Annotated in this window: 25 protein-coding genes and 1 pseudogene; 15 read left to right on the top strand and 11 right to left on the bottom strand. The window is 71.8% G+C overall.

From position 1 onward, the window contains the following. Positions 1-3 precede the first annotated feature (3 nt). A complete protein-coding gene (locus ACZ4WS_RS03285) occupies positions 4-546 on the top strand; it encodes an outer membrane protein assembly factor BamB family protein (protein ID WP_467976641.1) in 543 nt (180 codons plus the stop codon). Here the strand turns inward: ACZ4WS_RS03285 and ACZ4WS_RS03280 are convergent. Then, a complete protein-coding gene (locus tag ACZ4WS_RS03280; RefSeq protein ID WP_467976640.1) occupies positions 503-1288 on the bottom strand; it encodes a CDP-alcohol phosphatidyltransferase family protein in 786 nt (261 codons plus the stop codon). The genes ACZ4WS_RS03285 and ACZ4WS_RS03280 overlap by 44 nt on opposite strands. A 106-nt stretch (positions 1289-1394) precedes the next feature. Between ACZ4WS_RS03280 and ACZ4WS_RS03275 the strand changes: the two genes are divergently transcribed. The 5 genes and pseudogenes from ACZ4WS_RS03275 to ACZ4WS_RS03255 form a co-directional block, all read left to right on the top strand. After that, positions 1395-2375: a zinc-dependent alcohol dehydrogenase gene (locus ACZ4WS_RS03275; protein WP_467976638.1), complete on the top strand. Its 981-nt coding sequence runs from the start codon at positions 1395-1397 to the stop codon at positions 2373-2375. A gap of 128 nt (positions 2376-2503) precedes the next feature. Continuing rightward, the gene (locus ACZ4WS_RS03270; RefSeq protein ID WP_405884104.1) at positions 2504-2902 is read left to right on the top strand and encodes a 6-pyruvoyl trahydropterin synthase family protein; all 399 of its coding nucleotides are present in this window, start codon (positions 2504-2506) and stop codon (positions 2900-2902) included. Beyond that, positions 2899-4122 carry a glycosyltransferase family 4 protein gene (locus ACZ4WS_RS03265; protein WP_467976637.1) on the top strand — a complete coding sequence of 408 codons (1224 nt, stop codon included), beginning with the start codon at positions 2899-2901 and terminating at the stop codon, positions 4120-4122. The genes ACZ4WS_RS03270 and ACZ4WS_RS03265 overlap by 4 nt, the downstream gene beginning before the upstream one ends. Positions 4123-4124: 2 nt before the next feature. Continuing rightward, entirely contained in the window at positions 4125-5015 is an 891-nt protein-coding gene (locus tag ACZ4WS_RS03260) for a class I SAM-dependent methyltransferase (RefSeq protein ID WP_467976636.1), read from the top strand. After that, positions 5012-6175: pseudogene (locus ACZ4WS_RS03255) on the top strand (lysylphosphatidylglycerol synthase transmembrane domain-containing protein); the annotation flags it as partial. The gene ACZ4WS_RS03260 and the pseudogene ACZ4WS_RS03255, both read left to right, overlap by 4 nt. Positions 6176-6315: 140 nt before the next feature. Here ACZ4WS_RS03255 and ACZ4WS_RS03250 read toward each other — a convergent pair. Further along, positions 6316-7125 carry a creatininase family protein gene (locus tag ACZ4WS_RS03250; protein WP_467977158.1) on the bottom strand — a complete coding sequence of 270 codons (810 nt, stop codon included), beginning with the start codon at positions 7123-7125 and terminating at the stop codon, positions 6316-6318. Positions 7126-7164: 39 nt separating this feature from the next. Between ACZ4WS_RS03250 and ribA the strand changes: the two genes are divergently transcribed. The 5 genes from ribA to ACZ4WS_RS03225 are packed head-to-tail and all read left to right on the top strand — an operon-like array spanning position 7165 to position 12224. Then, positions 7165-7881: a GTP cyclohydrolase II gene (ribA, locus tag ACZ4WS_RS03245; protein ID WP_467976634.1), complete on the top strand. Its 717-nt coding sequence runs from the start codon at positions 7165-7167 to the stop codon at positions 7879-7881. Between the two features lie 3 nt (positions 7882-7884). Then, a complete protein-coding gene (locus ACZ4WS_RS03240) occupies positions 7885-8889 on the top strand; it encodes an ornithine cyclodeaminase family protein (protein ID WP_467976632.1) in 1005 nt (334 codons plus the stop codon). Beyond that, positions 8886-10028, top strand: coding sequence for an NAD(P)/FAD-dependent oxidoreductase (locus ACZ4WS_RS03235; protein ID WP_467976631.1), 1143 nt, complete (start codon positions 8886-8888; stop codon positions 10026-10028). The genes ACZ4WS_RS03240 and ACZ4WS_RS03235 overlap by 4 nt, the downstream gene beginning before the upstream one ends. Then, complete coding sequence (locus tag ACZ4WS_RS03230; protein ID WP_467976629.1) at positions 10025-11080, top strand: saccharopine dehydrogenase; 1056 nt, start codon at positions 10025-10027, stop codon at positions 11078-11080. Before ACZ4WS_RS03235 ends, ACZ4WS_RS03230 begins: the two co-directional genes overlap by 4 nt. Beyond that, positions 11073-12224 (top strand): saccharopine dehydrogenase family protein, encoded by a 1152-nt coding sequence (locus ACZ4WS_RS03225; RefSeq protein ID WP_467976627.1) that lies wholly within the window; start codon positions 11073-11075, stop codon positions 12222-12224. Before ACZ4WS_RS03230 ends, ACZ4WS_RS03225 begins: the two co-directional genes overlap by 8 nt. A gap of 6 nt (positions 12225-12230) precedes the next feature. Here the strand turns inward: ACZ4WS_RS03225 and ACZ4WS_RS03220 are convergent, their stop codons facing one another. From ACZ4WS_RS03220 to ACZ4WS_RS03210, 3 genes are read right to left on the bottom strand one after another with little or no spacing between them, the layout of a single operon-like run. Then, a complete protein-coding gene (locus ACZ4WS_RS03220; RefSeq protein ID WP_467976625.1) occupies positions 12231-13457 on the bottom strand; it encodes a serine hydrolase domain-containing protein in 1227 nt (408 codons plus the stop codon). Between the two features lie 29 nt (positions 13458-13486). Beyond that, the gene (locus ACZ4WS_RS03215) at positions 13487-14986 is read right to left on the bottom strand and encodes an MFS transporter (RefSeq protein WP_467976623.1); all 1500 of its coding nucleotides are present in this window, start codon (positions 14984-14986) and stop codon (positions 13487-13489) included. Further along, complete coding sequence (locus ACZ4WS_RS03210; RefSeq protein ID WP_467976621.1) at positions 14983-15561, bottom strand: TetR/AcrR family transcriptional regulator; 579 nt, start codon at positions 15559-15561, stop codon at positions 14983-14985. Before ACZ4WS_RS03210 ends, ACZ4WS_RS03215 begins: the two co-directional genes overlap by 4 nt. A 97-nt stretch (positions 15562-15658) precedes the next feature. Between ACZ4WS_RS03210 and ACZ4WS_RS03205 the strand changes: the two genes are divergently transcribed. Next, positions 15659-16099 (top strand): PPOX class F420-dependent oxidoreductase, encoded by a 441-nt coding sequence (locus ACZ4WS_RS03205; protein ID WP_467976620.1) that lies wholly within the window; start codon positions 15659-15661, stop codon positions 16097-16099. 96 nt (positions 16100-16195) lie between these two features. On the opposite strand, the gene ACZ4WS_RS03200 is transcribed toward ACZ4WS_RS03205, so the two are convergent. Further along, positions 16196-17407: an MFS transporter gene (locus ACZ4WS_RS03200; protein WP_467976619.1), complete on the bottom strand. Its 1212-nt coding sequence runs from the start codon at positions 17405-17407 to the stop codon at positions 16196-16198. 84 nt (positions 17408-17491) lie between these two features. Here ACZ4WS_RS03200 and ACZ4WS_RS03195 point away from each other — a divergent pair, with 84 nt between their 5' ends. After that, entirely contained in the window at positions 17492-19606 is a 2115-nt protein-coding gene (locus ACZ4WS_RS03195; RefSeq protein WP_467976617.1) for a tetratricopeptide repeat protein, read from the top strand. Here ACZ4WS_RS03195 and ACZ4WS_RS03190 read toward each other — a convergent pair. The 3 genes from ACZ4WS_RS03190 to ACZ4WS_RS03180 all read right to left on the bottom strand — a co-directional run bounded on the left by ACZ4WS_RS03190 (position 19581) and on the right by ACZ4WS_RS03180 (position 22028). Continuing rightward, entirely contained in the window at positions 19581-20909 is a 1329-nt protein-coding gene (locus tag ACZ4WS_RS03190; protein ID WP_467976615.1) for a hypothetical protein, read from the bottom strand. The genes ACZ4WS_RS03195 and ACZ4WS_RS03190 overlap by 26 nt on opposite strands. 590 nt (positions 20910-21499) lie before the next feature. Beyond that, positions 21500-21625, bottom strand: a complete 126-nt coding sequence (locus tag ACZ4WS_RS03185) for a hypothetical protein (protein ID WP_467976613.1) — start codon at positions 21623-21625, stop codon at positions 21500-21502. A 16-nt stretch (positions 21626-21641) separates the two neighbouring features. Beyond that, positions 21642-22028 (bottom strand): TIM-barrel domain-containing protein, encoded by a 387-nt coding sequence (locus ACZ4WS_RS03180; RefSeq protein WP_467976612.1) that lies wholly within the window; start codon positions 22026-22028, stop codon positions 21642-21644. 28 nt (positions 22029-22056) lie between these two features. Here ACZ4WS_RS03180 and ACZ4WS_RS03175 point away from each other — a divergent pair, with 28 nt between their 5' ends. Next, positions 22057-22407, top strand: a complete 351-nt coding sequence (locus tag ACZ4WS_RS03175; RefSeq protein WP_467976611.1) for a VOC family protein — start codon at positions 22057-22059, stop codon at positions 22405-22407. A gap of 148 nt (positions 22408-22555) precedes the next feature. On the opposite strand, the gene ACZ4WS_RS03170 is transcribed toward ACZ4WS_RS03175, so the two are convergent. Further along, positions 22556-23908 carry an MFS transporter gene (locus ACZ4WS_RS03170; protein WP_467976610.1) on the bottom strand — a complete coding sequence of 451 codons (1353 nt, stop codon included), beginning with the start codon at positions 23906-23908 and terminating at the stop codon, positions 22556-22558. A gap of 246 nt (positions 23909-24154) precedes the next feature. Then, a complete protein-coding gene (locus tag ACZ4WS_RS03165; protein ID WP_467976609.1) occupies positions 24155-24820 on the bottom strand; it encodes a TetR/AcrR family transcriptional regulator in 666 nt (221 codons plus the stop codon). Between the two features lie 211 nt (positions 24821-25031). Here ACZ4WS_RS03165 and ACZ4WS_RS03160 point away from each other — a divergent pair, with 211 nt between their 5' ends. Beyond that, entirely contained in the window at positions 25032-25907 is an 876-nt protein-coding gene (locus tag ACZ4WS_RS03160) for a shikimate dehydrogenase (RefSeq protein ID WP_467976607.1), read from the top strand. Positions 25908-25920 lie beyond the last annotated feature (13 nt).

Here is a 25920-nt window from a genome sequence, read left to right as displayed (position 1 = left end):
CAGGTGTCCAGCTCCGACTTCGGCCGGCAGTTCTCCACCACCGTCGACGGACAGGTCTACGCCCAGCCGCTGGTGGTCGGCAAAACGGTCGTCGCGGCCACCGGGAACGCCAAGGTCTACGGGCTCGACTCGGCTTCCGGGAAGGTCAATTGGACGAGGAACCTGGGCGGGCCCGAACCCCCGCCGGTGACCGTCATGGTCGCGGCCACCGAAACGCTGGGGCAGGTCCTCACGGACCCCGACGGGCGCAATCTCTACCGCTACGACGTGGAGCGCACGGGGACCATCGGCTGTGTCGACCCCTGCACGGACACCCGCAAGCCGCTGCTCGACCCACCAGGCGCCGCACTCCGGCTGGCGCCTGGCCTCGCCGGAACGCTCGTCACGGTCACCCGGTCAGACGGTGGCGATCAGGTCACATACCACGCCTCGCCGCTGTGCCGGTCCACCGCAAACCACCGGCCGGCCGACACCAATGGAGCCGACCTGCACTGGCATGTGATCAGCCCTCAGAAGGCACCGGAACCGGCCGCGACGACCCGCTGACCCGTCCGGCGGGCCGCTCGACGGCCTTTCGGCCGCCGTTGCGCCACAGCCAGACGATGTCGCGGCCGAACGACCAGACGAGCAGCGCGAGTGCCAGCAGCACGGCCCCCGCGGTCGCCTCGCGCGGCAGGACCCCGGCGCCCGCGACGAGCAGCACGATTCCCTGCAGGGCCGCCACCGTCTTGCGCGCCATGCTCGGGGGCAGCGCGGCGTTCAGCCACGGCAGCACCCGGGCCGCCGCCACGAACGCGTACCGCATCGTGCCGATCAGCAGCACCCACGGGCCCAGCGCCATCGCGACGTACACGCTCAGCACCAGGATCAGAAAGGCGTCGACCTCCATGTCGAAGCGGGCGCCCAGCGGAGAGGACGTTCCGGTGCGGCGGGCGACCTTGCCGTCGACGCCGTCGAGGATCAGGGCGACCGCCGTCAGACCGACGAGCAGGGTGACCGGGGGCGAGCTCTGGAAGGAGTCCGCGACCAGGGCGGTGACGCCGCCGACCAGGATCGCCCGGCCGAGGGTGACGCGGTTGGCGGGGCCGAAGGAGCGGGGTTGCGAGCGGCGCAGGGCGCGGGTCAGCACCGCCCAGGTGGCGATCGCGAAGGCCAGACCGGTCAGCCAGCCCGCGGGCCCCATCCCGATCGCCGTGCCCAGCAGGGCGAGCAGCAGAAGCTGCACACCCGCTCCCACGATGGTCTCCTGCTGAGGGAGCCTCGCGTCGTACGTGTTGTTCAGGGCCACCGCACATCCTCCGGCCGTATGACAGAGTCGATCAACGCCGCGTACAGTGCGCGGCTTGTCACCGCTCCGTACGTGAAGATCTGCTGAATCGTTCAGGGGGACGCTCATGGAACTCACAGCTCGCGCCCTCTGGCTCAGTTCGCCCGGCCACGGCGAGGTACGGGACGTCGCCGTCCCGGCGCCCGCGGAGGGGGAGGTGCTGGTGCGCACGCTCTGCTCCGGGGTGAGCCGGGGCACCGAGACCCTCGTCTTCCGTGGCGGCGTACCGGAAAGTCAGCATGCTTCGATGCGTGCACCGTTCCAGGACGGGGATTTCCCCGCACCGGTGAAATACGGCTATCTGAGCGTCGGCCGAGTGGAGGAAGGACCGGCGTCGCTGCTCGGCCGGACCGTCTTCTGCCTGTATCCGCATCAGACGCGGTACGTCGTCCCGGTGAGCGCCGTGACCGTCGTACCGGATGCCGTTCCCGCCTCGCGCGCCGTGCTGGCCGGGACCGTGGAGACCGCGGTGAACGCGCTGTGGGACGCCGCGCCGCTGATCGGCGACCGGATCGCCGTGGTGGGCGGCGGCATGGTCGGCTGCTCCGTCGCCGCGCTCCTCGCCCGGTTCCCGGGGGTACGGGTGCAGCTCGTCGACGCCGATCCCTCGCGCGGCGACATCGCCCGCGCACTCGGCGTGGACTTCGCGCTCCCCGCGGACGCGGCGGGCGAGTGCGACCTCGTGGTGCACGCCAGTGCCACCGAGGCGGGGCTGACCCGGTCACTGGAACTCCTCCGCCAGGAGGGGACCGTGCTCGAACTCAGCTGGTACGGCGACCGGCGCGTCAGCCTGCCGCTGGGGGAGGCCTTCCACTCGCGGCGTCTGGTCGTGCGCAGCAGCCAGGTGGGTTCCGTTTCCCCCGCGCGCAGCGCCGGCCGGACGTACGCCGACCGGCTCGCGCTCGCCCTCGAACTGCTCGCCGATCCTGCCTTCGACGCGCTGATCACCGGTGAGTGCGCCTTCGAGGAACTGCCGGACGTGATGGCGAAGCTCGCCTCCGGATCGATACCCGGGTTGTGCCATCGCGTGGTCTACGAGGACGTCTGAGCACTGAACAACCTGCCTGACCTCCGAAGAAAGGGGGACGAGCAGCTGAACAAGGAGAACGGGACAGCCGTACTACACGGCACGGTCCCGGCAGGGGACCAGACGCGCCGCACCTGGAGGGTCGTCCGTTGTTCAGCATCACTGTCCGCGATCACCTGATGATCGCCCACAGCTTCCGTGGCGAGGTCTTCGGACCCGCGCAGCGCCTGCACGGGGCGACGTTCCTGGTGGACGCCACCTTTCGCCGCGCCGAGCTGGACGACGACAACATCGTCGTCGACATCGGACTGGCCACTCAGGAACTCGGCGCCGTGGTGAGCGCCTTGAACTACCGCAATCTCGACAACGAGCCGGACTTCAAGGACACGAACACCTCAACGGAGTTCCTGGCCAAGGTCATCGCCGACCGGCTCGCCGACCGCGTGCACGCCGGGGCATTGGGCGAGGGCGCCCACGGCCTCGCGGGCATCACCGTCACCTTGCACGAGTCCCACATCGCATGGGCCAGTTACGAGCGTGCCCTGTGACCGACGTGACCATCGATCAGGCTTCTCCGATTGGCGGCCAGGGTTCCCTGAACGTCGACCGGGCTTCCCTGAACTACGTGCCCGTGCAGAACGCGGCTCTCAAGAACGCCGAGATCATCCCCATGTCCCTGCGCTCCGTGCACTTCGTCATGCCGGGCTGCGTCGACGACCCGACCGCGCCGAGCGGCGGCAACGCCTACGACCGGCGGCTCTGCCTGGACCTGCCCGGCTTCGGCTGGCAGGTCCACCGGCACGCCGTCCCGGGCGAGTGGCCGCGGCCCGGGGCCGCCGCCCGTACGGAACTCGCCCGTACGCTCCGGGAGTTGCCGGACGGCACAGTCGTTCTGCTCGACGGGCTCGTCGCCTGCGGAGTCCCCGAGATCATCGTCCCCGAGGCCGAACGGCTGCGCCTAGCCGTCCTGGTGCACCTGCCGCTCGGTGACGAGAGGGGGCTCGCGCCCGCCGTGGCCGCCGAGCTGGACGCCCGGGAACGTACGACACTGCGGGCTGTGTCGGCCGTCGTGGCCACCAGCGACTGGGCCGTCCGCAGGCTCGTGGCCCACCACGGGCTCGCCCCCGACCGGGTCCATGTCGCCGCGCCCGGCGCCGACATCGCGCCGCTCGCCTCCGGCACCGACGGCGTCTCACGGCTGCTGTGCGTCGCCGCGGTCACTCCGCGCAAGGGCCAGCACCGGCTGATCGAGGCCCTCGCCACCGTCACCGACCTCCCCTGGAGCTGCGTCTGCGTCGGCGGGCTGGGCCAGGATCCGGCCTACGTCGCCGGGCTGCGGGCCCTGATCGAAAAGTACGGCCTCGGCGACCGGCTGCACCTCGCCGGACCGCAGGCCGGCGCCGAACTCGACGCGAGCTACGCGGCCGCGGACCTCATGGTCCTCACCTCGTACGCCGAGACGTACGGCATGGCCGTCACCGAGGCACTCGCGCGCGGGATCCCGGTGCTGGCGACGGACGTCGGCGGACTTCCCGAGGCCGTCGGACGCGCACCCGACGGCGGGGTGCCCGGCATCCTCGTACCACCGGAGGATCCGGCCGCCCTCGCCGCGGAGCTGCGCGGCTGGTTCGGCGAGGCCGACGTACGGCGCCGTCTGAAGGCGGCCGCCCGCGGCCGGCGCGCCGCGCTCGACGGCTGGGCCACGACGGCGCGAAGCCTGGCCGGTGTCCTCGGCCGACTTCCCCGGGAACCTCGGAGGGCGGCGTGACGATGACGACGAGTCCGTCGGGAGTGCCGGGGCAGCCCGCTGTTACGGGCGCCGTGGACGACGTGCCGCGATACGCCCCGCAATGGCTCCAGCTGCGCGAAGGCGCCGATGCCTCCGCGCGGGCCTGCGAGTTGCTCGATCCGTTGCGCATCCGGCTGGCGAACGTGCCGGGGCGGGACGGTGACCTGGTGATTCACGATCTCGGCTGTGGAACCGGCTCAATGGGCCGCTGGCTCGCGCCTCGCCTCGACGGCGCCCAGCACTGGATCCTGCACGACCGGGACCCTTATCTGCTGCACTTCGCGACCGTGGGGGCGCCCCGCGCGGCCGCCGACGGCAGCCGCGTCACGGTCACCACACAGCGCGGCGACATCGGCCGGCTGACCACCGACGCCCTGGCCGGAGGCTCGCTGGTGACCGCCTCCGCACTCCTTGACGTGCTCACCGGCGACGAGATCGACCAGCTCGCGGCGGCCTGCGTGGGCGCCGGGGTCCCGGCCCTGCTGACGCTCTCCGTCGTGGGCCGCGTCGACCTCGCACCGGCCGACCCGCTCGACGCCGAGTTCACCGAGGCGTTCAACGCCCATCAGCGCCGCGGCGATCTGCTCGGCCCCGACGCCATCACGACGGCCTGCGAGGCCTTCGGCCGGCACGGCGCGACGGTACGGGTGCATCCGAGCCCCTGGCGGCTCGGCCCCGACGACGCCGCCCTCACGGAGGAGTGGCTGCGCGGCTGGGTCGGCGCGGCCTGCGAGCAGCGGCCCGAGCTCGCGGCGCGTGCGGAGTCGTATCTGCACTCCCGCCTCGCGGCGTGCGCGGCGGGCGAGTTGCGGGTGGTGGTCCACCACAGTGACGTGCTGGCACTGCCCCGGCCGACGGGCGGGGCGTCATGAGCGCGGGCGTGGAGGGGGTGGGAGTCGGCGTGAACGCGGGCGCGGCCCGGACCCGTGGCGCGCGTGTGAACCGGGTTCACGGCACTCGGCGTGTGATGCGGGCTCACGGCGATGCGGATGTGAACCGGACTCATGGCGATGAGGGTGTGAATCAGACCCACAGTGGTGCGGGTGTGAACCGAAGCCGCAGTGATGCGGGTGTGAATCGAGGGCGCAGTGACGCGGGTGTGAATCGAAGCCGCAGTGACGCGGGTGTGCGGCGAACTCGCAGTGGTGTGGGTGTGATCCGGTCTCACCGCGGTGCGCGTGTGAACCGAACTCACAGCGACACGCGCTCGATCCGTACCCGCCTCAAGTCGCGCCGGATCCGCACCCACCTCGGCACGGTCGCCGGCGTCGCCATCCTCGGCGTGCTGCTCTGGCGGCTAGGTACCGGCGTCTTCCTGGACGGATTGCGGCGGATCGACGGGCCGACCCTCGTGGCGGCGCTCGGCCTCGGGCTGCTCACCACCGTGTTCAGCGCCTGGCGCTGGTGTCTGGTGGCGCGCGGCCTGCGGATCCGGCTGCCGCTGGGCCCGGCCGTCGCGGACTACTACCGCGCCCTGTTTCTGAACGCGGCGCTCCCCGGCGGGGTCCTCGGCGATGTGCACCGCGCCGTACGGCACGGCCAGAGCGCCGGGGACATCGGCCGCGGCGTCCGCGCGGTGGTACTCGAACGGACCGCCGGCCAGGCGGTGTTGGTGGCCGTCGGGGTGACGGTCCTGCTCACGCAGCCGTCCCCGGTGCTCGCCGAGACCCGGCAGTTCGCCGTCGTCCTGGCGATCGTCTCGGTGTGCGGGGTGGTGACCGTCGGCGCGGTACGCAGGGGCAGGGCGCGCCCCCAGCGGTACGGAGCCGTCCGCGCCGCGCTCGTCGAAGCGCGCGGTGCGCTGCTCGCCCGCGGGAGCTGGCCCGGCGTGCTGCTCTCGTCGGTCGTGGTGCTGGCCGGTCACCTGGCGATGTTCCTGCTCGCGGCCCGGGTCGCCGGATCCAACGCGTCGGCGGCCCAGTTGATGCCGCTCGCGCTGCTGGCCCTGCTCGCCATGGGGCTGCCGCTGAACGTCGGCGGCTGGGGCCCCCGGGAGGGCGTCACCGCCTGGGCCTTCGGCGCCGCGGGCCTGGGCGCGAGCATGGGCCTGACCGTCGCCGTGGTCTACGGAGTGCTCAGCTTCGCCGCGAGCCTGCCCGGCGTCTGTGTCCTGGTCGTCCGATGGTGCGCGGCGCTCCGGCGCCCCCGCGCGGAGAGCGCAGGAGGACCCGATCAATGCCGACGTTCACCGACCGCCGAAATCCCCTCCTCCGAAGGCAGCTTCTCCAGCTTCTCCGACGTCACCAGGGAGAAGTACGCCCCGAAGGAATCGGTCAGCGCCGCCAGCAGTTCCTTTCCCTTCTCGGCGGAAGCCATCGAAGGCCGGCCGATGACACCGGACTCGGTATAGGCCGACATGCCGAGGGTGAGCAGATGGCGCCGGTCGTCCGCGACGAAATCGGAGGTCTCGTAACCGTCCCTGACGAATTCCGGATGGGCGTGCAGAAGAATGGAGGTCTCGATTTCTCCGGCATGCATATCGCTGAGCAGCGAGGTCTGTACACCGGCCCGTTCCCTTGCCGCCTCCCAGTCCTCCGGGGCCGGGAAAAGCGCCATGCGGGTACCGCTGCCGGCGGATTCCTGAACCACATGGCCCAGTACGTAGTTTCCGCCGTGCCCGTTGACCAGCACCAGGGTGTCGACGCCCGAACGGCGCAGCGAGTCGGTGATGTCGCGGACCACCGCGTGGAGCGTGACGGAAGAAATGCTGACGGTCCCCGGCCAGGCAGCGTGCTCGTGCGAGCAGGAGATCGTCACCGGAGGAAGGAGATGGACCGGATGGGCGGCGGCAACCTCCCGCGCGATGGCGCACGCGACGAGTGTGTCGGTCGCGAGCGGAAGGAACGGACCGTGCTGTTCGAAGCTGCCGACGGGAAGCACGGCGACCTGACGGGCGACACCGGCCCCCCGCTCCCGTACATCCTCCGTGGTGTCCAGCGGCAACAGACCGGATACCGTCGAGTGCGTTCCCGAACTACCCATGTTTTCACGGCCCTTTCGACTCTGCTTAGGAACCAGATCATGACAGATAACTTTGGCGTACTCGGCGGGAATGCCCACCTCACAGGTGTCGAACGAGTCGTGATTGCCCCCCTGCCCACCGTGTACGGCGATTTCCACGCCGTCGGCTACCTCGACCACGATCGGGGAGAGGAACAAGTCGCCCTGGTATACGGGGACTTGGATGCGATTAAGGAAGGGGACGTGCTCACCCGGCTCCATTCGGAGTGCCTGACCGGGGACGCCTTCGGGTCCACGCACTGCGAGTGCGGCCCCCAGCTCGCCGCGGCGCTGCGCGCCATCGTGGCGGAAGGACGCGGCGCCCTCGTCTACCTCCGCGGCCACGAGGGCCGGGGCATCGGCCTGCTCGCCAAACTGCGCGCGATGAAGCTCCAGGCGGAGGGCCTGGACACCGTCGAGGCGAACCTCGCCCTCGGCCTCCCGGTGGACGCCCGCGACTACCGGGTGGCGGCGGACATCCTGCACGACCTCGGCGTACGGTCCGTACGCCTGCTGTCGAACAACCCGCGCAAGCGGGAGGCGCTGCTGCGCCACGGCATCAAGGTCGCCGAACAGGTTCCGCTGCTGATTCCGCCGTGCGAGGAGAACCTCAGCTATCTGCTGACCAAGCGGGAGCGTCTCGACCACTACCTCCCCCACTTGGATGGAGGCCATCTGGACGGAGGCCACCTGGACGGAGGCGATCTTTTGCGGATCGGCGAAGACGGTTATCACTGAGGAATGACAGAAGACGACGAGGACGGTGAAGGCGCCGTCGGCCCGCTGTATCTCTCGCGTGAGCGGGTGGTGGAGCTGCTGGGCACCGACGCGGCGATCGCCTCGCAGCGCGCGGCCTTCACCGCGCTCGGTGACGGCACCGCGGAGCTCCCGGGCAAGATCATGCACCCCAGCCGCTTCGACGACAGCGTCGTCTTCGCGTATCTCGCGCGGCTGTCCGCGGACACGGGGGCCGTCGCCAAGGTCGGCAGTGTGAACCCGGGCAACGCGGCGGCCGGGCTGCCGACGGTTCACGCGGTGATCAACGCCCTCGATCCGGTCACCGGGCAGCTCGCCGCGGTCATGGACGGCACGGCGGTGACGACCCTGCGCACGGCCGCGGCCAGCGCCGTCGCCTTCGACGCGCTGGCCACCGCCGACAGCGCGGAACTCGGCCTCCTCGGCTCCGGTACACAGGCGCTCGCCCACGCGCGGTCCGTCGCCCGGGTGCGGGAGCTGCGGTCCGTACGGCTGTGGAGCCCGAACCCCGGTCGACGGAGCCACGCGGCGCAGCGTCTCGCGGCGGAACTGGGCGTCGCCGTCAAGGCCGTCGACACGGCCGAGGAAGCCGTGGCCGGACTGCCGATGGTCGCGGCCTGCACGCTCAGCAGCACGCCCGTCGTACGGGGCGAGTGGCTGGCGCCGGGGTGCACGATCGTGAGCGTCGGATCCTTCGAGCCCACGCGGAGCGAGGTCGACGCGGAGGTCGTACGGCGGGCGGCGGCGGTGGTCGTCGACGATCCGCAGACCGCTGCGGAGCACGCCGGGCCGGTGGTCGATGCGCTGCGGGACGGGCGGCTCACCCGGGAGGACCTGATCCCGCTCGGCGGCGTGCTCACCGGCCGCCACACGGCTCGTACGCATCCCGACGACATCGTCTTCTACAACAGCGTCGGGCTCGGCATCCAGGACGCCGCCGCGGCCTGGGCCGTGATCGACGCGGCCAGGGCAGCGGGGCCGCGCTCATGACCTCCGCGGGTGTGGTCGTCATCGGCGGCGGGGTGATGGGTACGAGCATCGCCTACCACCTGGCCCGCGCGGGGGTGCCCGACGTGGTGCTCGTCGAGCGCGACGAACTCGCCTCGGGGTCGACCTCGCGGGCCGCGGGAGGGGTCCGCGCGCAGTTCTCCGACGAGCTCAACATCCAGCTCGGCGCCCGGAGCCTGGAGGCGTTCGCCCGCTTCGGCGAGGAACCGGGCCACGACATCGGGTTGCACCGGGTGGGCTATCTGTTCCTGCTGTCCACGCCCGAGGAGGTCACCGCGTTCGAGGCCGGAGTACGGCTCCAGAACGCGCTCGGGGTGCCCAGCCGCATGATCGATCCGGCCGAGGCGCGCCGACTGTCGCCGCTGATCACCACCGACGGACTGCTGGCCGCGGCCTTCTCGCCGGACGACGGGCACTGCACACCCGAGTCCGTGGTCCAGGGCTACGCGGCCGGAGCCCGGCGCCACGGCGTGACCGTGCTGCGGCACTGCGAGGTCACCGGCATCGAGACGCGCGGCGACGAGATCACGGCGGTGGTCACCAGCCGGGGCCGTATCGCCACCGGCACGGTCGTCTGCGCGGCCGGTGCCTGGTCGCGGGCCGTCGGCGCGATGGTGGGCGTGGACCTCCCGGTGGAGCCGCTGCGCCGCCAGATCGCCGTCACCGAACCCGTCCCCGGACTGCCGCCCGGCCTCCCCATGACCATCGACTTCACCAGCAGCCTCTACTTCCACACCGAGGGTCCGGGTCTCCTCGTCGGGATGTCCGATCCCGACGAGACTCCCGGGTTCGCCATCGAGACGCACGACCGCTGGATCCCCCGTCTGGGCGAGGCCATGCGGCGGCGCGCCCCCGCCCTGCTCGACCTGCGCAGAACCGGCGGCTGGGCGGGCCTGTACGAGATCACGCCGGACCACAACGCGCTGATCGGCGAGGCGCGTTCCTGCTCGCGCTTCCTGTACGCGACAGGGTTCTCGGGCCACGGTTTTCTGCAGGGACCGGCGGTCGGCGAGGTCGTCCGCGACCTGTATCTGGGCCGCGTACCCTTCGTCGACATCAGCCCCCTGAGCGTCGATCGCTTCGCCGCCGACGCCCTGCGCCCGGAGGTCAACCTCGTATGACGGCACTCCATCTGTGGTTGCGCCACGAGACCCGTACGACCGAGCGGCGCACGCCGATCGTGCCGTCGGACGCCCGGCGGCTCGTCGAGAGCGGCGTGAGGGTGACAGTCGAGGAATCACCGCAGCGGGTCTTCCCGGTCGAGGCGTACGAGGCGGCCGGATGCCGGGTCGCCACGACCGGATCCTGGGCGTCGGCACCGTCGGACGCGGTCGTCGTCGGACTCAAGGAACTCCCCGATGAACCTGTAGCATTGACGCACCGTCACATCTTCTTCGGGCACGCGTACAAGCACCAGCCCGGAGCCGCGGCGCTGCTGCGCAGGTTCCTCGCCGGGGCCGGGATCCTGCTCGACCTCGAATACCTGGTGGACGACGACGGCCGCAGGCTCGCCGCCTTCGGCTACTGGGCCGGGTACCTGGGGGCGGCCCTGGCCGTACTCCATCACCGGGGCAGGCTCCGGGCCCCGCTGCGGCCCACGTCCAAGGAGGAGCTGGACGCGGAACTCGCCGTCGACGCCGTGGAGTTGAAGGCTCTCGTGATCGGCGCCCTGGGGCGCAGCGGCCGGGGCGCGCGGGTCGCGCTGGGCGCGGCCGGGGTCGAGCCCACGTGCTGGGATCTCGCCGAGACCCGCGATCTGGACCGACAGGCGCTGCTGGCCCACGAGTTGATGGTCAATACGGTGCTGACGACCCGGCCGATCCCGCCCTTCCTCACGGACAAGGATCTCGACGAGCCCGGCCGCCGGCTGCGCACGCTGTGCGACGTCACCTGCGACGTCGGATCACCCCTGAACGTGCTGCCGGTCTACGACGCCACCACCGACTGGGACGATCCCGTCCGACGTCTGCGTGAGCAGCCCGTCCTCGACCTGATCGCCATCGACAATCTGCCGTCCCTGCTGCCGCTGGAGGCGAGCGTCGACTTCTCGGCGGCACTGCTGCCGCTGCTCCTGGAGTTCGGGGTCGGCGGACCCTGGGGGCGCTGCCTGGACCGGTTCAACCAAGCCTGCCGTGAACTCGGCACCGAGGAAAGGGAGTTCCCCGATGCCTGAGGCGACCGCGGCGAGCGGTACCGTCCACTGGATCGGCGCGGGCCTGTCCACCGGCAGCGGTCTCGCCGCGACCTGCGACGCCGCCGACCGCGTACGCCTGTGGCACCGCACCGAGGAGCGCGCCGAGCGCAGCCTGCAGGAACTGGGTCTGACCGGGCGCGCCGAACCCCGCGCGTACACGCCCGCGGCGCTCACCGCCGAACTCGCCCCCGGAGACGTCGTCGTCTCCATGCTGCCCGCGCCCGAACACGCCCCGCTGCTCGCCGCCTGCGTCGAGCGCGGCGCCCACTTCGCGTGCTCCAGCTATGTGTCGGACGCGGTCCTGGAGCAGGTACCCGCGGCCACGGCGGCGGGTGTCGTGGTGCTGACCGAGTGCGGGCTCGACCCAGGCATCGACCACCTCTTCGCGCACAGTCTGATCGCCCGCGCCGAGGAGGCGATCGGCGCCGAGTCGGCCGCCTCGTACAGCCTCACCTCGTACTGCGGCGGCATCCCCGCGGTGCCCAACGACTTCAAGTACCGCTTCAGCTGGGCGCCCGCCGGGGTGCTCAATGCCTTGCGCTCGCCCGCCCGTTATGTCGAGGACGGCGCGGAGACCACGGCCGTCCGCCCCTGGGAGGCGACCCGCCCCCATGTCATCGACGGCGAGACCTTCGAGGTCTACCCCAACCGTGACAGCGTCCCCTTCCTCGACCAGTACGCCCTCCCACCCACCTGGAAGGCGCGGACCTTCGTCCGCGGCACCCTCCGTCTCGACGGCTGGCTCCGCGCCTGGGACGCGGTCTTCGAGGAGCTGAGGGCGGGCGACGACCAGCGCATCGCCGCGCTGGCCCAGGAGTTGGCGACCGCCTATCCGACGACCGACGCCGACCGTGACCGGGTCGTACTCGCCGTCTCGCTGGACGTGCACGGCGGTTCGGGCGACACCTGGTCCGGCCGCTACCTCCTCGACCTGGAAGGCACCGCTGACGAGAGCGCCATGGCCCGCTGCGTCTCCCGCACCCTCGCCCTCGGCGTCCGCCACATCCTCGACGGCTCGCTTCCGCCCGGCCTCAGCCGCGCCGCCGAGACGGCGGAGCGGTCCGAGGCATGGCTGGCCGAACTCGCCAGGGACGGGGTGGAGTTCACCTTGCGAGCCGGATGACCCGGCTCAGTCCAGTACCGCCTCATGGACGAGCCGCTTGAGCTCGGGAAAGACCGAGTGGGACGTCGTCGGGCGCACCTGGGTCAGGAACTGCACGGTCAGGTCCCTGCCCGGGTCGACCCAGAACGTCGTGGTGGCCACTCCGCTCCACCCGAACGCGCCCTCGGCGGCCGGGGATTGCGTGAGGTCCGGGTTCACCACGACGGAGACGCCGAGGCCGAAGCCGAGGCCCGCGTTGCCGGGCTCCTGGTGGACGGGGCTGCCGAAGGTGCGGCGGTCGGCGTTGCCGGGGAGGTGGTTGGTCACCATCGAGTCCACGGTCTCCGCGCTCAGCAGGCGGGTTCCGTCGAGTTCCCCGCGACGGCGGAGCATCTCCATGAAGCGGTGGTAGTCGTGGGCGGTGGCCACCATGCCGCCGCTCCCGGACAGGAAGCGGGGGCGGCCGTGCAGCGGAAGCCCGGCGATCGGGGTGATCCCGCCCTCGTCGTCCTCCCCGTAGAGCTCGGCGAGCCGTCCGGCCTGCTCGTCCGTGACGTGGAAGCCGGCGTCCGCCATACCGAGCGGGCCGAAGATCCGCTCGGCGAGGAACACGTCGAGGTCGCGTCCGGACACCACCTCGATGACGCGGCCGAGGACATTGGTGGCGACCGAGTAGTTCCACTGGGTGCCCGGCTCGAACTGGAGTGGCAGCCCGGCGTACACGTCGCAGGTCTCGGCCAGGTCGGCGCCCGGCGGCACCGACGACTCCAGACCTGCGGCCCGGTAGAGCGCGTCGACGGGGTGGGAGTAGTAGAAGCCGAAGGTCAGGCCCGCGGTGTGGGTCAACAGGTGCCGGACGAGAAGGGGTTGACCGGCCGGGCGGGTCCTGGTGTCGGGGCCGGACCCGCCGACGTATACCTGTGGGTCGGCGAAGGCCGGGAGGAAGTCGGCGACGGGGGTGTCGAGTCGGAAGTGTCCCTCTTCGAGGAGCATCAGCGCGGCGACCGACGTGACCGGCTTGGTCATCGAGTAGATCCGCCACAAGGTGTCCGTCTCGACGGGGAGTTGGGCCTCGCGGTCGCGACTCCCGTACGTGGTCAGGTGCGCGACGCGGCCGTGCCGGGAGACCGACACGAGGTAGCCGGGCAGTCGGCCGTCGTCGACGAGGTGGGCGAAATGCTGGTCAAGGCGGGCCAGCGCCTTCGGATCGAGGCCCGCCTCGCGCGTCCCGATCTCTTGTCGCAGGTGTCCCATGGCTCTCCTCCGGGCTGCGGCTCTTGTTCTCATGGTCTCGTACGGACTCGTGCGGCGTCCCCCGGCGGACGCTGCTCGGCGTCGCTCGGCGGACGCTGCCCGGCGTCCCTCGTCGGACCCTGCCCGGCGTCCCCCGGCGGACGCTCCCCGGCGGTCACGGTGCCGGTGCGCCCCGGCAGCCTCAAGGCGAGCAGCACACCGGTCGCGGACACGGCCGCGAGAACCGTCAGCGGGGGGTCGATCGCGACACCGCTGGTCAGGGTCATCAGCGTGGTCGCCGCCGCGACGCCCAGGGTGGGTCCGACGTTCATCGCCGTCTGCTGGAGCCCGCCCGCCACCCCGGCCGACTCCGCGGACGCGTGCCGTACGACGACCGCCGTCGCGGTGACCATCACCGTCCCGAAACCGGTGCCGAGCAGCAGGAAGCCGCCGCCGATCGCCACGGCCGTCGACGCCTCGTCGAGCCGGGAGAGCAGCAGGACGCCGAGCGTGAGGACGCCCATTCCGGCCAGGGTCGTACGGCGGGCACCCAGCCGGCGCAGGAGTACGGCGGCGGCGGGCGCGCCCAGCACCATCATCACCGCCGCGGGCAGTGCCCTCAGGCTGGTCTGCAGCGGGTCCAGGTCCAGGACTTCCTGCAGGAAGTAGCTGCCGACGAACAGCGTGCCGAGCATCGCCGCCGACGCGGCCACCAGGACGCCGAGCGCCGCTCCGACGGTCGCGGAGCCGAGCACCTCGGAGGGGACCAGCGGGCTCGCGGTGCGGCGTTCGTGACGTACGAACGCGGCTCCGGCGGCCGTGGCCAGGACCAGCCCGAGCGTGCTCGCCGTCGTCCAGCCGGCCTCCGGTATCCCGACCAGGGTGTGGACCAGACACACCAGGGCCACCGCGAGCAGACAGGCGCCGGGCAGGTCGAGCCGCCCCGTGGCGGCCCTGTCCCGCGCCGGGCCCCGGACGGCGAGTGCCAACACGCCCATGAGCAGCGCGGGCACGATGTTGAGGAAGAAGACGGCACGCCATCCCAGATGGGTGACCAGCGCCCCGCCGACGACCGGCCCTGCGGCGGCCGCGAGACCGATGGCGCTCGTGCGCAGCGCGATGGGCATGCCGAGCCGGTCGGGTGGGTAGGCGGCGCGCAGCATCCCGAGCGTCGCCGGTTGCAGCAGCGCCCCGAACACGCCCTGCGCCACCCGCAGCCCGATCACCCAGCCGATGCCGGGCGCCAGGCCGATCCCCGCCGAGGCAGCGCCGAAGCCCAGGATCCCCACGGCGAAGAGCCGCTGGTGGCCGTACCGGTCGCCGAGGCGCCCCGCGAACACCAACAGGCTTGCCACCGCGATGAGATAGCCGGTGCTGGTCCACTGCACCTGAGCGAACGAGGCGCGCAGATCGCGTTGCAGCGTGGGCTGCGCGACGGTGAGCACGGTGCCGTCCAGGGCGACGATCACGGCACCGATGACGCTGCTCGCGAGGGTGATCCGGCGATGGGCCCCCGAGCTCATCTGCTGATGATCGGCCGGTTCGCTCATCGCTCCGCCGGCCCGAGGTGCGCCTCCAGAGCGGCGTCCAGCAGGGGTACGAAGTCGTCGGCTCCCGTGGTGAGTCGGAGGCTGCCCCAGCTCCACAGCTGGGCGATCCCGTGCAGGTTCGCCCACAACGCGCCCGCGACGACCGGGGCGTCGGCCGTGGGCCGTACCTGGCCCACGAGGTCCACCAGCGCGCCGAACATCGGCAGGCTCGTCTCCCGCAGCCCCAACCGATCGCTCTCCAGCAGATCATGACGGAACATCAGCTCGTACATCCCCCGGTTGGTCAGCGCGAAGTCCAGGTACACCCTCGCCAGCGTCGTGAGCTGGGCGCGGGGGCTCGCCTCGCCGGCGCCGACCGCCTCCGCCACGCGGGCTCCCAGATCCGCGAAGCCGCGGCGGGCGATGGCGGACAGCAGCTCCAGGTGTGTGGGGAAGTAGCGGCGCGGGGCGCCGTGCGAGACCCCGGCCCGCCGGGCGATCTCCCGCAGCGTCAGCGCCTGCGCGCCTTCCGTGGTCACCAGATCGACGCCGACCTCGATCAGCCGGGTCTTCAGCCCTGCCTCATGCTCGCTCATAGACAGTGTCTACCATAGGTCGGTAGACAGTGTCTACGCATTTCATGGACAGTGTCTACGTGGAATGCGGTGCGAGGTCCGAGGCGTTGATCACGGCATGACTCAGGACGCGACGCAGGACGCACTGCTCAAGCTGCTCTCCGAGTACGACGGAGGGGTGCTCGTCACCCTGAAGCGGGACGGACGGCCCCAGCTGTCGAACGTCAGCCACGCCTACTATCCGGACGAGCGGATCGTCCGGGTCTCCCTCACGGACGACCGCGCCAAGACCCGCAATCTGCGCCGGGACCCGCGGGCCTCGTACCACGTGACCAGCAGGGACCGGTGGGCGTACACGGTCGCCGAGGGCACAGCCGAGCTCACGCCGGTCGCCGGGGACCCGCACGACGACACCGTCGAGGAGCTCATCCGGCTCTACCGGGACGTCCAGGGCGAGCACCCCGACTGGGACGACTACCGCGCCGCCATGGTCCGCGACCGCCGGCTGGTGCTACGGCTCCATGTGGAGCGTGCGTACGGCATTCCCCGCGGACGCTGACCCTTCGCCGTTCCGCCGGCCGGCGCGCGCCTCGCTTCCGTTCCCGGTGTCGGTGCGAGACACCGGACGCCCCGGGAGCCGTAGGGGAATCCCCGTTCACGAGGTCCGGCTCACCGGGAAGCCGTGGGCGCGGGCCGCGGCCACCACGGCCAGCACCGGTAGCAGGAGTCCAAGAACCGTCCAGGGGAAGGAAGTTGGTCCCAGGCGGTCGAGGAGGATGCCGCCCGCGACGCCTCCGCCGGCCATGGCCGCGTTCCACAGGGTGACGAGCATGGCCTGCGCGGCGTCCGCCGCGTCACCGCCCGCGTGGGCCACCGCCGTCTGCAGAAGGGTGGGCACACCGCCCCAGCCGAGCCCCCACAGCGCCACCGCGACGTAGACGAGTGCGGAACTGTCGGCCAGCAGTGCCAGAACGGTGGCCGCCACGGCGACCAGCAGCGTGCTCACGAGGGTCAGGGCACGCAATCGCCGGTCGATGTGCGCGCCCACGATCCAGATGCTCACCATGGACGCGCCGCCGAAGGCCAGCAGCACGAGGTCGGTGGAATCACCCATGCCGAGGTGTCCGAGGAACGTGGCGATGTACGTGTACAGGATCGTGTGGGCCAGCACGAAGACCAGCGTCACGAACAGCACCGGGACGACGCCCGGGACGCGCAGCGCCCGGAGCATCGGGGGCCGACCGCCCCGCCGCTGCCCGGGCCGCTCCGGCACGACCACCGTGATCCAGCCGATCAGCGCGACGGCGAGCACGGTCATCAGGGAGAACGTCACCCGCCAGCCCAGCGCGTCCCCGAGGAACGTCCCCGCCGGCACCCCGAGCGACAGCGCCACCGGAATGCCGGTCATGACGATCGCGATCGCCTTGCCGCGCAGGTGAACCGGCGCCAGGCGTCGCGCGTACCCGGCCAGCAGTGCCCAGGCCAGCCCCGCGGCCACCCCGGCGACGAACCGGGCCACCATCGTCAGGGAGTACGCCGTCGACGCCGCCGTGACCGTGTTGGCCGCGGCGAACCCCGTCATCGCCACGAGCAGCAGCCGCTTGCGCCGCCACCCGGCCGTGGCCGCCGACAGGGGGATCGCCGTGAGTGCGGTCCCGAGCGCGTAGATCGTGACCGACTGCCCCATGGCGGACTCCCCGACGTCGAGGTCGGCACTCATCGCGGGCAGCACACCCGCGGGCAGCGTCTCGGTCAGACTCGTGATGAACACGGCGGTGGCCAACGCCAGCAGGGCCTTCAGGGGCAGCTTCCGCTCGTCAACTCGGCTGGTGGAAAGGGCTGGTTGTGTCCTCGTGTCGCTTCGCATGCCGCGTATGGTCGAACCTGACATTGGTGTGAGGTGCAAGACGCCCGGATACGTGGAAGGCGTCGGAACGGGGAGTGCGGGGGCATGCTGGATCCCATCTCGATGGCGGCCATCACGGGGGTACTGGGAGCCGTCGGCTCGGGGATGGCCAACGAAGCGGGCAAGTGGGCCTGGGAGTCGACCGGGGGACTGGTGCGCCGGATCGCGGGCCGGGAGGTCCCCGCACCGACGACCGCCGACCAGCTGAGCGCCGTCGCACGGCTGGTGCACGAGAGGGTGCACGACGATCCACAACTCGCCCACACCTGGACCCTGTTCGCTCAAGGGGTACGGGTTCCCGGCGCCGGACCCCGGTCCGAACGACCCTGTCTTCCCGCGTCCACACGGTTCTTCACGGACCGTCGGGAAGCGCTGAAGTTCCTCGACAAGGAGGCCTCGCGCGCGTTCGACGGCAGCCCCCGGGTGGCACTGCTGCACGGCCAGGAGGGCATGGGCACGAGCACGCTCGCCGTGCACTGGGGCTGGCGCCGGGCGGACCGCTTCCCGGACGGACAGCTCTACGCCGACCTGCGCGGCCCGGGCGCGGCCGACGCCGGCGCAGTCCTGAGCTCGCTGTTGCGCCAACTCGGCCTGCCCGACGAGGAGATACCGCCCTCCGCCGAGGACCGCACCGACAGCTTCCGACGGTACGTCGCCGACCGGCGCCTGCTGCTCGTGCTCGACCACGCCCAGTCCGCCGCGCAGATCCGTCCCCTGCTGACCTCCGCCCCCGGCGTCTTCACGGTCCTCGTCACCCGGCGCCCGTTCACCGGTGTCGACGCCCTGCCGGTCCAGGTCGGCCCGCTCGCCAAGAGGGACGCGGTGCGACTGCTCACCGACCTGGTGGGCAAGCCCGCGATCACCGCGGCCAAGGCCGCGCTGCCCTCCGTACTGGATCGCTGCGGCGGCTCGCCCTACGCCCTGCGGGCGGCAGCGCCCCGGCTCTCCGTACCTTCCGCGGAGACGCCGCCGGTGCCCGACGGCGATCCGGTGCGCGCCGCGGCGGAGGATTCCTACCGCCTGCTGCACCCCGACGCGGCCCGGTTCTACCGGCTGAACGGCCTGTACGACTGGCCGGCCTTCGACGCCGCGGCGGCCGCCCGCACGGCGGACATCGAGGAGACCGAGGCGGCCCGGCTCCTGGAGGATCTCGCCGACGCGCTGCTGCTGGAGCGCACGGACACCGGCCGCTACCGCTACCGCCCCGGCGTCCGCGCGCACGCCGAGACCGCCGCGGCCTCCACCGACGGGATCGCCGCCTGCTCGGCCGCCGTGTCCCGGACCGTCGAGGGATATCTGCACCTGGCGGTCGGCGCCGCGCAGGCGGCCCTCCCGGAGAGCTGGCGGGTCCCCTCCGGCACCTCCCCGTTCTCGTACGCGGACCGGGGCGAGGCGGTGTCCGCGCTCGCCACCGAATCGCGCAACCTCGTCCAAGCGGTGTACGCCGCCGAGGAGTTCCGTGACGCGGACACCGTCGTGAGGCTCTGCCGGGCGCTGTGGCCGCTCCAGCTCAAGGCGGGCCACCACGATGTCCTCCTGCCCGCCCTTCGGATCGGCGTGCGCACGGCCGACGCCCATGTCCCCGGCACCCGCGATGCCGGCGCACTGCACGCCCAACTCGCCCACACCCTGACCGAGTTGTGGCGCTGGGAGGAGGCCGAGCCCGAGGCGCTCGCGGCGGCGCGCGACGAACGTGCCGCCGGTCACGTACGCGGGCACGCCTCCGCCGTCGAGTTCCTCGGCCTGCTGCGCCTGCGGCAGTGGCGCTGGCGCGAGGCGTACGACTGCTTCGGCGAGGCGTACGACATCCTCGACGCCATCGGCTCCGACGACGAGGGCGCCGCTGATCTGCCGCGCGCCCGCGCTCTGTTGGAACGCCACCGGGGTCGTGCCCTGCGGGGCCTCGGACGCCGTGACGAGGCGCGGGAACGGCTGGAGCGCGCGCTGCGGTTCTTCCGGGAGAGCGGCGAGGCGTACAACACGGCACGCGCCCTCACCGACCTCGCCGAAACCCGCCTGGACGGGGACGAGTTCGCAGAGGCGCTGCCGCTCATCGACGAGGCGGTCGCGGCCCTCGCGAAGGAGCAGGCCGAGTATCAGCTCGCGCATCTGCGGACATTGCGCGAGCGGTGCCTCAACGGCGGTCGTCCTCAAGGGTGATGAGTACGCGGTGGAGTGTCGCCCCGGTCCGCACGGTCAGGCCCTGGGCGACCAGCTCGTCCAGCGACTTGCCCGCCGCCAGCCAGGCATACAGGGCGGAGGCGTACGCGGCGGGGTCGGCGTCCGCCGCCGACGGTTCGCCACTCAGCCGGAGGAAGCCCTCGGCGCGGGTGCGGACCGCGCAGTCGCCGTGCCCTGTGACGTAGGCGGCGAGCGCGCACTGCGGATGGCGGGCGAGTACCTCGCGTGTCCACAGCGCCGGGGAGCCGAAGCGTGGATCGGCGGCCTCGCCGTACCTGAACACGACGTCGGCGAGGGCGAGTTGACCGGGGTCGCGGGAGTCCTCGTGCACGGCCGTGTGCGCTGCTCCCGCGCCGTCCGGCTCGCTACGCGGGTCGGCGTGCCGCACGACCGAGACCTCGCCCGAGCCGAGGAGCCGCGTCAGCACCCGGAACGGTGCGGTGTGCGAAGGGGGCTCGTAGGGCGGGAGCGGGAGCGGTTCGAGCAGCGCGGGCGCGTCCGGTTCCGGGATGCCGATGATCTCGTAGAAGAGGCGGCGCAGCCGGGCCGCCGACTCGCCCGGCACGGAGCTGGTGAACGCGGCGGGACCCGGCAACGGGCGGTGGGCGGCGAGCAGCGACTCCACCTGGGGACGTAGTGCGGCGTGCGGGTCGAGCCGTGGAGCCTCCCGCACGAAGTCCGAGACCGGGGCGTCCGGATCGAGGCCGTCCAGGGGCGCGGCGCCGAGGAGTACGGGGATGCCGAGCGCGGCGGCATAGTAGGTGACCGAGCCGTGGTCGCCGATGACGGCGTCCGCCGCGAGCAGGGCCTGGCGCCAGGACTCCAGCGGGTCGACGAGCGTCAGCCCGGCGCGCTGGGCGCGGTCGAGCCAGGCGCGGATCTGGCCGGGTCCGTGGCCGTGCCAGATGTTGGGATGGAGCACGGCCGCGAGACGGTACTCGTCGGAGGGCAGCTCCGAGGTCAGCCGGGGCAGCAGCGAGGGCAGTACGTCATCGCCGCCGCCGTCACCGAAGAGGGACTCCGGATTCCAGGTGGAGTTGAGCAGGATCAGCCGCTGGCCGGTCCGTACGCCGAGGGCGCGGCGGTAGCGGTCGCGGTACCGGCGGGCCGCCAGCATCCGGTCGAAACACGGGTCCCCGGCGAGCACGGCCGTCGGCGCCGCCTCGGGACAGGCGGCGCGCAGTCGCTCGTACTGCTCGGGATGCGACAGCACGAGCGCGTCGGCGACCGGCGCCCCGTCCCTCCCCAACAGCCACTCGCGCGACATCCCGAACACAGGCACCGGCTCCCGGCTCCCGGCTCCCGGCTCCCGGCTCCCGGCTCCCGGCTCCCGGCTCCCGGCTCCCGGCTCCCGGCTCCCGGCGTCGCCAGCTTCTTAGTGTAGCCGATACCGTGGGACAATATGGTCAATCGACCTGAAAATGCCTGCAGTTGGCCGCCGAAGCTGGCCGAGATCACCAGGGAAACCGGGGTCTGGACCGCCTGCTCCCAGGGCAGCACCGGCACCCCGGTGTCGGCGAGCAGCTCGGCGACACCGGACCGGAAGGCCGATGACCCCGTGCATGTCACCAGCAACTGCACCCGGAAGTCGTCGTGGAACAGCGGGAGGACGTCAAGAAGCCGCGTCGCGGAGGTGACGTTGTGCACGACGAGCAGCACGCGGTGACTGCTCCCACGCGTGGCCCACCGGGCCGCGTCGTCCCCGACCGGCACCCGTATCCACCCGTCCCGCCGCACGTTCGAACACCGTCCTCGCGCCCGTCGGCCCAGCTCACGGCCGGGCCCCACTCATGTGATCGGGCAACGATAGTCAACGCGCGCTCCGCGCACACCGGCCGCCCCTGAACCCGGCCGGGGTGCGCGGAGCGGCCTTCATGGGCCGACGGGTGCGGTATCGGCACGCCGCAGTGCCTTGAGTGCCTTGCCCGCCCCCTTCGCGTCGAGGTCCGCGAAGGCCGGGGTGACGTCGAGTGGAGTCGCGTAGTTCTTCAGTGTCACGGGGCCCTTGATCTTCCTACCGTGTGTGACGTCGTACCACGTGCCGGACGGGAGGCGGATGTCCCGGGCGGCGGAGGACATGAGGTTGGGTGCGGAGAGGACCGCCAATCACATCGGTGGTGTCGACGGGAGAGGTGGAGGCGTACGTGAGGGGCATGTACGACGCCGACTGCGCCCAGCGGACCAGGACCTCCCTGGTGGGCGCGGGCTGACCGCTGGAGCCGCCGATCATGTCGGTCTCGACGAAGGGGTAACCGATCGTCGAGAGCGCCAGGTTCTGGGCCACGGACGCTTGGAGGGAGTTCCAGCCGGTGCCCTTGTCGATCTGCCGCGTGACGAAACCCTCGACAGGCGTGGCGGGCCGCAGGGTCTCTGGACCCGAGGTGCGCGTCGCGCTTGCCACCGAGTTTCGGCCCCACTAGCCTCCGCGCGTGATCAATGGGGCACATGTGGTGATCTACACCCGTGACGCGGAGGCCGACCGCGTCTTCTTCCGGGACGTCCTGGGCTGTGCGCATGTGGACGCGGGGCACGGCTGGCTCATTTTCAAGGCTCCGCCGGCGGAGTTCGCCTTCCATCCGACCGAGGGCGAGCCGTCGCACGAGCTGATGCTGATGTGCGACGACGTCGAGACGACGATGGCCGAACTCGGCGAGAAGGGAGTTGAGTTCACCCGGCCGCTCACGGACGCGAGGTGGGGACGAGTGACGGGCTTCCGGCTCCCCGGCGGGAGCGAGATCGGCCTGTACGAGCCGCGCCACCCTCGGGCGCACGACCTCTAGCCCGCAAGCCCACCGCCGTTCGGCGCCGGCCCTTCGGCGCGCGGGTCCTCGGCACCCGGCCCCTCGGCAGCCGGCTCCTCGTACGGCATGCCCAAGTCCCCGAACAGCTCAGTGCGGTCGGGGACTTGGGTGATCGTGGGGGTTGGCGTCAGGCCGTCACGGTCGCACGCTGCGCGGCCTCCTGCGGCGCACGCTCGCCCAGCCGCTCGGTCGGCACCTTGTGCGTCTCGCGGGCGGTGACCGCGGCCACGATCGGCGGGACGCACAGGGCCGCGGTGAACAGGGCCACGGACGACCAGTCGTCGCCGCCCGGACCCGCGATCTGCGCGGCGAAGGTGACCGCGAACCCGGCGACGGCGAAGCCGATCTGCGTACCGATCGCCATGCCGGAGAGCCGCACGCGGGTGGAGAACATCTCGCCGTAGAAGGACGGCCAGACACCGTTCGCGGCGCTGTAGACGACACCGAAGGCGACGATGCCGAGGATGAGGACCAGGGGGTACGAGCCGGTGGAGATGGCCCACAGGTAGAGGAACATCAGCACGGCGCTGCCCACGGCGCCGATCAGATAGACCGGGCGGCGGCCGATGCGGTCGGAGAGCGTGGCCCAGGCGGGAATCGCGCCGAGGGCGAAGAGGTTGGCGAGCGCGCCCACCCACAGCATCTGCGAGCGGGACAGACCGACCGAGTCGCTGGTCCCGTACGCCAGCGCCCACACCGTGAAGATCGTGCTGACCGAGGCGATGAGGGCACCCGCGACGACCCGCAGGACGTCCGCCCAGTGCTCGCGGAACAGCACGGCGAGGGGCAGCTTGACGACGCCCTCGGTCGCGGCCTGCTGGGTGAAGGCCGGGGTCTCCTGCAGCGTACGGCGGATGACATAGCCGACGACGGCGACGCCCACGCTCGCCCAGAACGGGACGCGCCAGCCCCACGAGAGCAGTTGGTCCTCGGGTAGTGCGGCGATCGGGAGGAAGACCAGGGTCGCGAGGAGCTGACCGCCCTGGGTGCCGCTGAGCGTGAAGCTGGTGAAGAAGCCGCGCCGGTTCGGCGGCGCGTGTTCCAGCGTCATCGAGTTGGCGCTGGCCTGCTCGCCGGCGGCGGAGATGCCCTGCAGGACGCGGCACAGCACGAGCAGCACCGGAGCGAGGCCGCCGACCTGGGCGCGGGTCGGCAGACAGCCGATGAGGAACGTCGACAGACCCATCAGGATCAGCGTGAAGACCATGATCTTCTTGCGGCCGACCCGGTCGCCGAAGTGCCCGAGGAACAGCGCGCCGATCGGGCGGGCCGCGTAGGCGACACCGAACGTGGCCAGCGAGAGCAGGGTCGCGGTGGCCGGGTCCGACTCGTCGAAGAAGACCTTCGGGAAGATCAGGGCGGCGGCGCTGCCGTAGATGAAGAAGTCGTAGTACTCCAGGGCGCTGCCGATCCAGGCGGCCATGGCGGCCTTCCGGGGCTGGCCGGGTGGCGCGTCGAGCGGGGCGGCGGGGACAGACACGGCTTGCTCCTTCGAGGGAACTCCGGGGACGGGAGTGGCGGAGGGGGAGAGGTGCCGGGGCCCTGGGGTGGCGGGTCGGCCGTGCCGGGTGCGCGTCTGCTGACGATGGTCGCCCCGGCTAATTAACCCACTGGATAGTTAGTAGCGGTTGGCTACGGATGTTGCGCCCACGTTTCCCGGGTGTCAAGAGGTTGTGCCGAAGGATCTACCCACTCTTGGTCCGTTGACCGGTCCTGGTCCGGGTTCTCAGTCCGCGGAGCGGTCCGCCGTCAGGTAGGCGATGACCATGTCGCCGAGCATGGTCCGGTAGTGCTCACGCTGGTCGGGAGCGACCAGGTCACGGCCGAAAAGGGCGCCGAAGGTGTGCCGGTTGGCGACCCGGAAGAAACAGAACGAGCTGATCATCGCGTGCAGATCCACCGCGTCGACGTCGGCCGTGAACAGGCCCGAGCCGCGGCCCGACTCCAGGATGCGGCGGATCACGTCGAGAGCGGGCGAGCCGATCCTGCCGAGCTCCTCGGACGCGGTGATGTGCTGCGCCTCGTGGATGTTCTCGATGCTCACCAGGCGGATGAAGTCCGGGTGCGCCTCATGGTGGTCGAAGGTCAGCTCGGCGAGCCTGCGGATGGCCGCGACCGGGTCCAGGTGCTCGACGTCCAGCTCCTGTTCGGCCTGCCGGATCACGGCGTACGCGCGCTCCAGAACGGTCGTGAACAGCTGCTCCTTGCCGCCGAAGTAGTAATAGATCATCCGCTTCGTGGTGCGGGTGCGGGCCGCGATCTCGTCGACGCGGGCGCCGGTGTAGCCGGCCCGCGCGAACTCCTGGGTCGCCACGTCGAGAATCTCGGCCTTGGTGCGGGCGGCGTCACGGATACGCCCGTTGGGTCGTGCCGGTTCTTCGACGCTGGTCATCGGGGTTCCTTCGGGCGAGAGGCCAGTGCCCGCACGGGCGAGGGGCCGGTGCCCGCGATTGTAGAAGCAGCGCCTGATGGCGGTGCGCGTCGGTGGTCGCCTCTTCCCATCCGGCGGGCGGCTTGATATGACTAACGAACCAGTTCGTACATTAGCCAGTCATCGGATCCACCACTCGGTTGCTGGCCCCTCGCCCTCCGGAGGCCCCGCCGTGCCCCAGACCTCGTATCTCGTCGGCCTCATCGGATCCGGTATCGGCCCCTCGCTCAGTCCCGCACTGCACGAGCGGGAGGCCGACCGGCAGGGCCTGCGCTATCTGTACCGGCTGATCGACATCGACACGCTCGGCGTCGGCCCGGAGGCCGTGGGTGAACTCGTCCGCGCCGCGCGTGACCTCGGCTTCGACGGGCTGAACATCACGCACCCCTGCAAGCAGCTGGTCATCGGCCATCTCGACGAGCTCGCCCCGCAGGCCGAGGCGCTGGGCGCGGTCAACACCGTCGTCTTCGAGGGCGGCCGCGCGATTGGGCACAACACCGACGTCACCGGGTTCGCCGCCTCCTTCGCCCGCGGCCTGCCCGACGTCTCGCTGGAACGGGTCGTGCAGCTGGGAGCGGGCGGCGCCGGCGCGGCCGTCGCGCACGCCGTGCTCACACTGGGCGCCGGGCACATCACCGTCGTCGACGCGATGCCCGACCGCGCCGCGGATCTCGCGGCCGCGCTGAACCGGCACTTCGGCGAGGGCCGCGCGTCCGCCGCGACGCCGGACGCACTCGGGACCCGCCTCGCCCGTGCCGACGGCATCGTGCACGCCACGCCCACCGGGATGGCCGCGCACCCCGGGCTCCCGTTCCCGGCCGAGCTGCTGCACCCCGGCCTGTGGGTCGCCGAGGTCGTCTACCGCCCGCTGGAGACCGAGCTGGTGCGCACCGCCCGCGCGCTCGGCTGCGCGACCCTCGACGGCGGCGGCATGGCCGTCTTCCAGGCCGTGGACGCGTTCCGGCTCTTCACCGGGCGGGAGCCCGACAGCGCGCGGATGCTCGCGGACATCGCCGACCTCGCGGGCGCCGAACCCGTCCGGAACTGAAGCGGTACCGAAG

It is taken from the genome of Streptomyces sp. NPDC029292 (assembly GCF_055569295.1).
The sequence above is the reverse complement of the archived record's forward strand: the minus strand, read 5'-3'. Positions and strand labels throughout refer to the sequence as shown.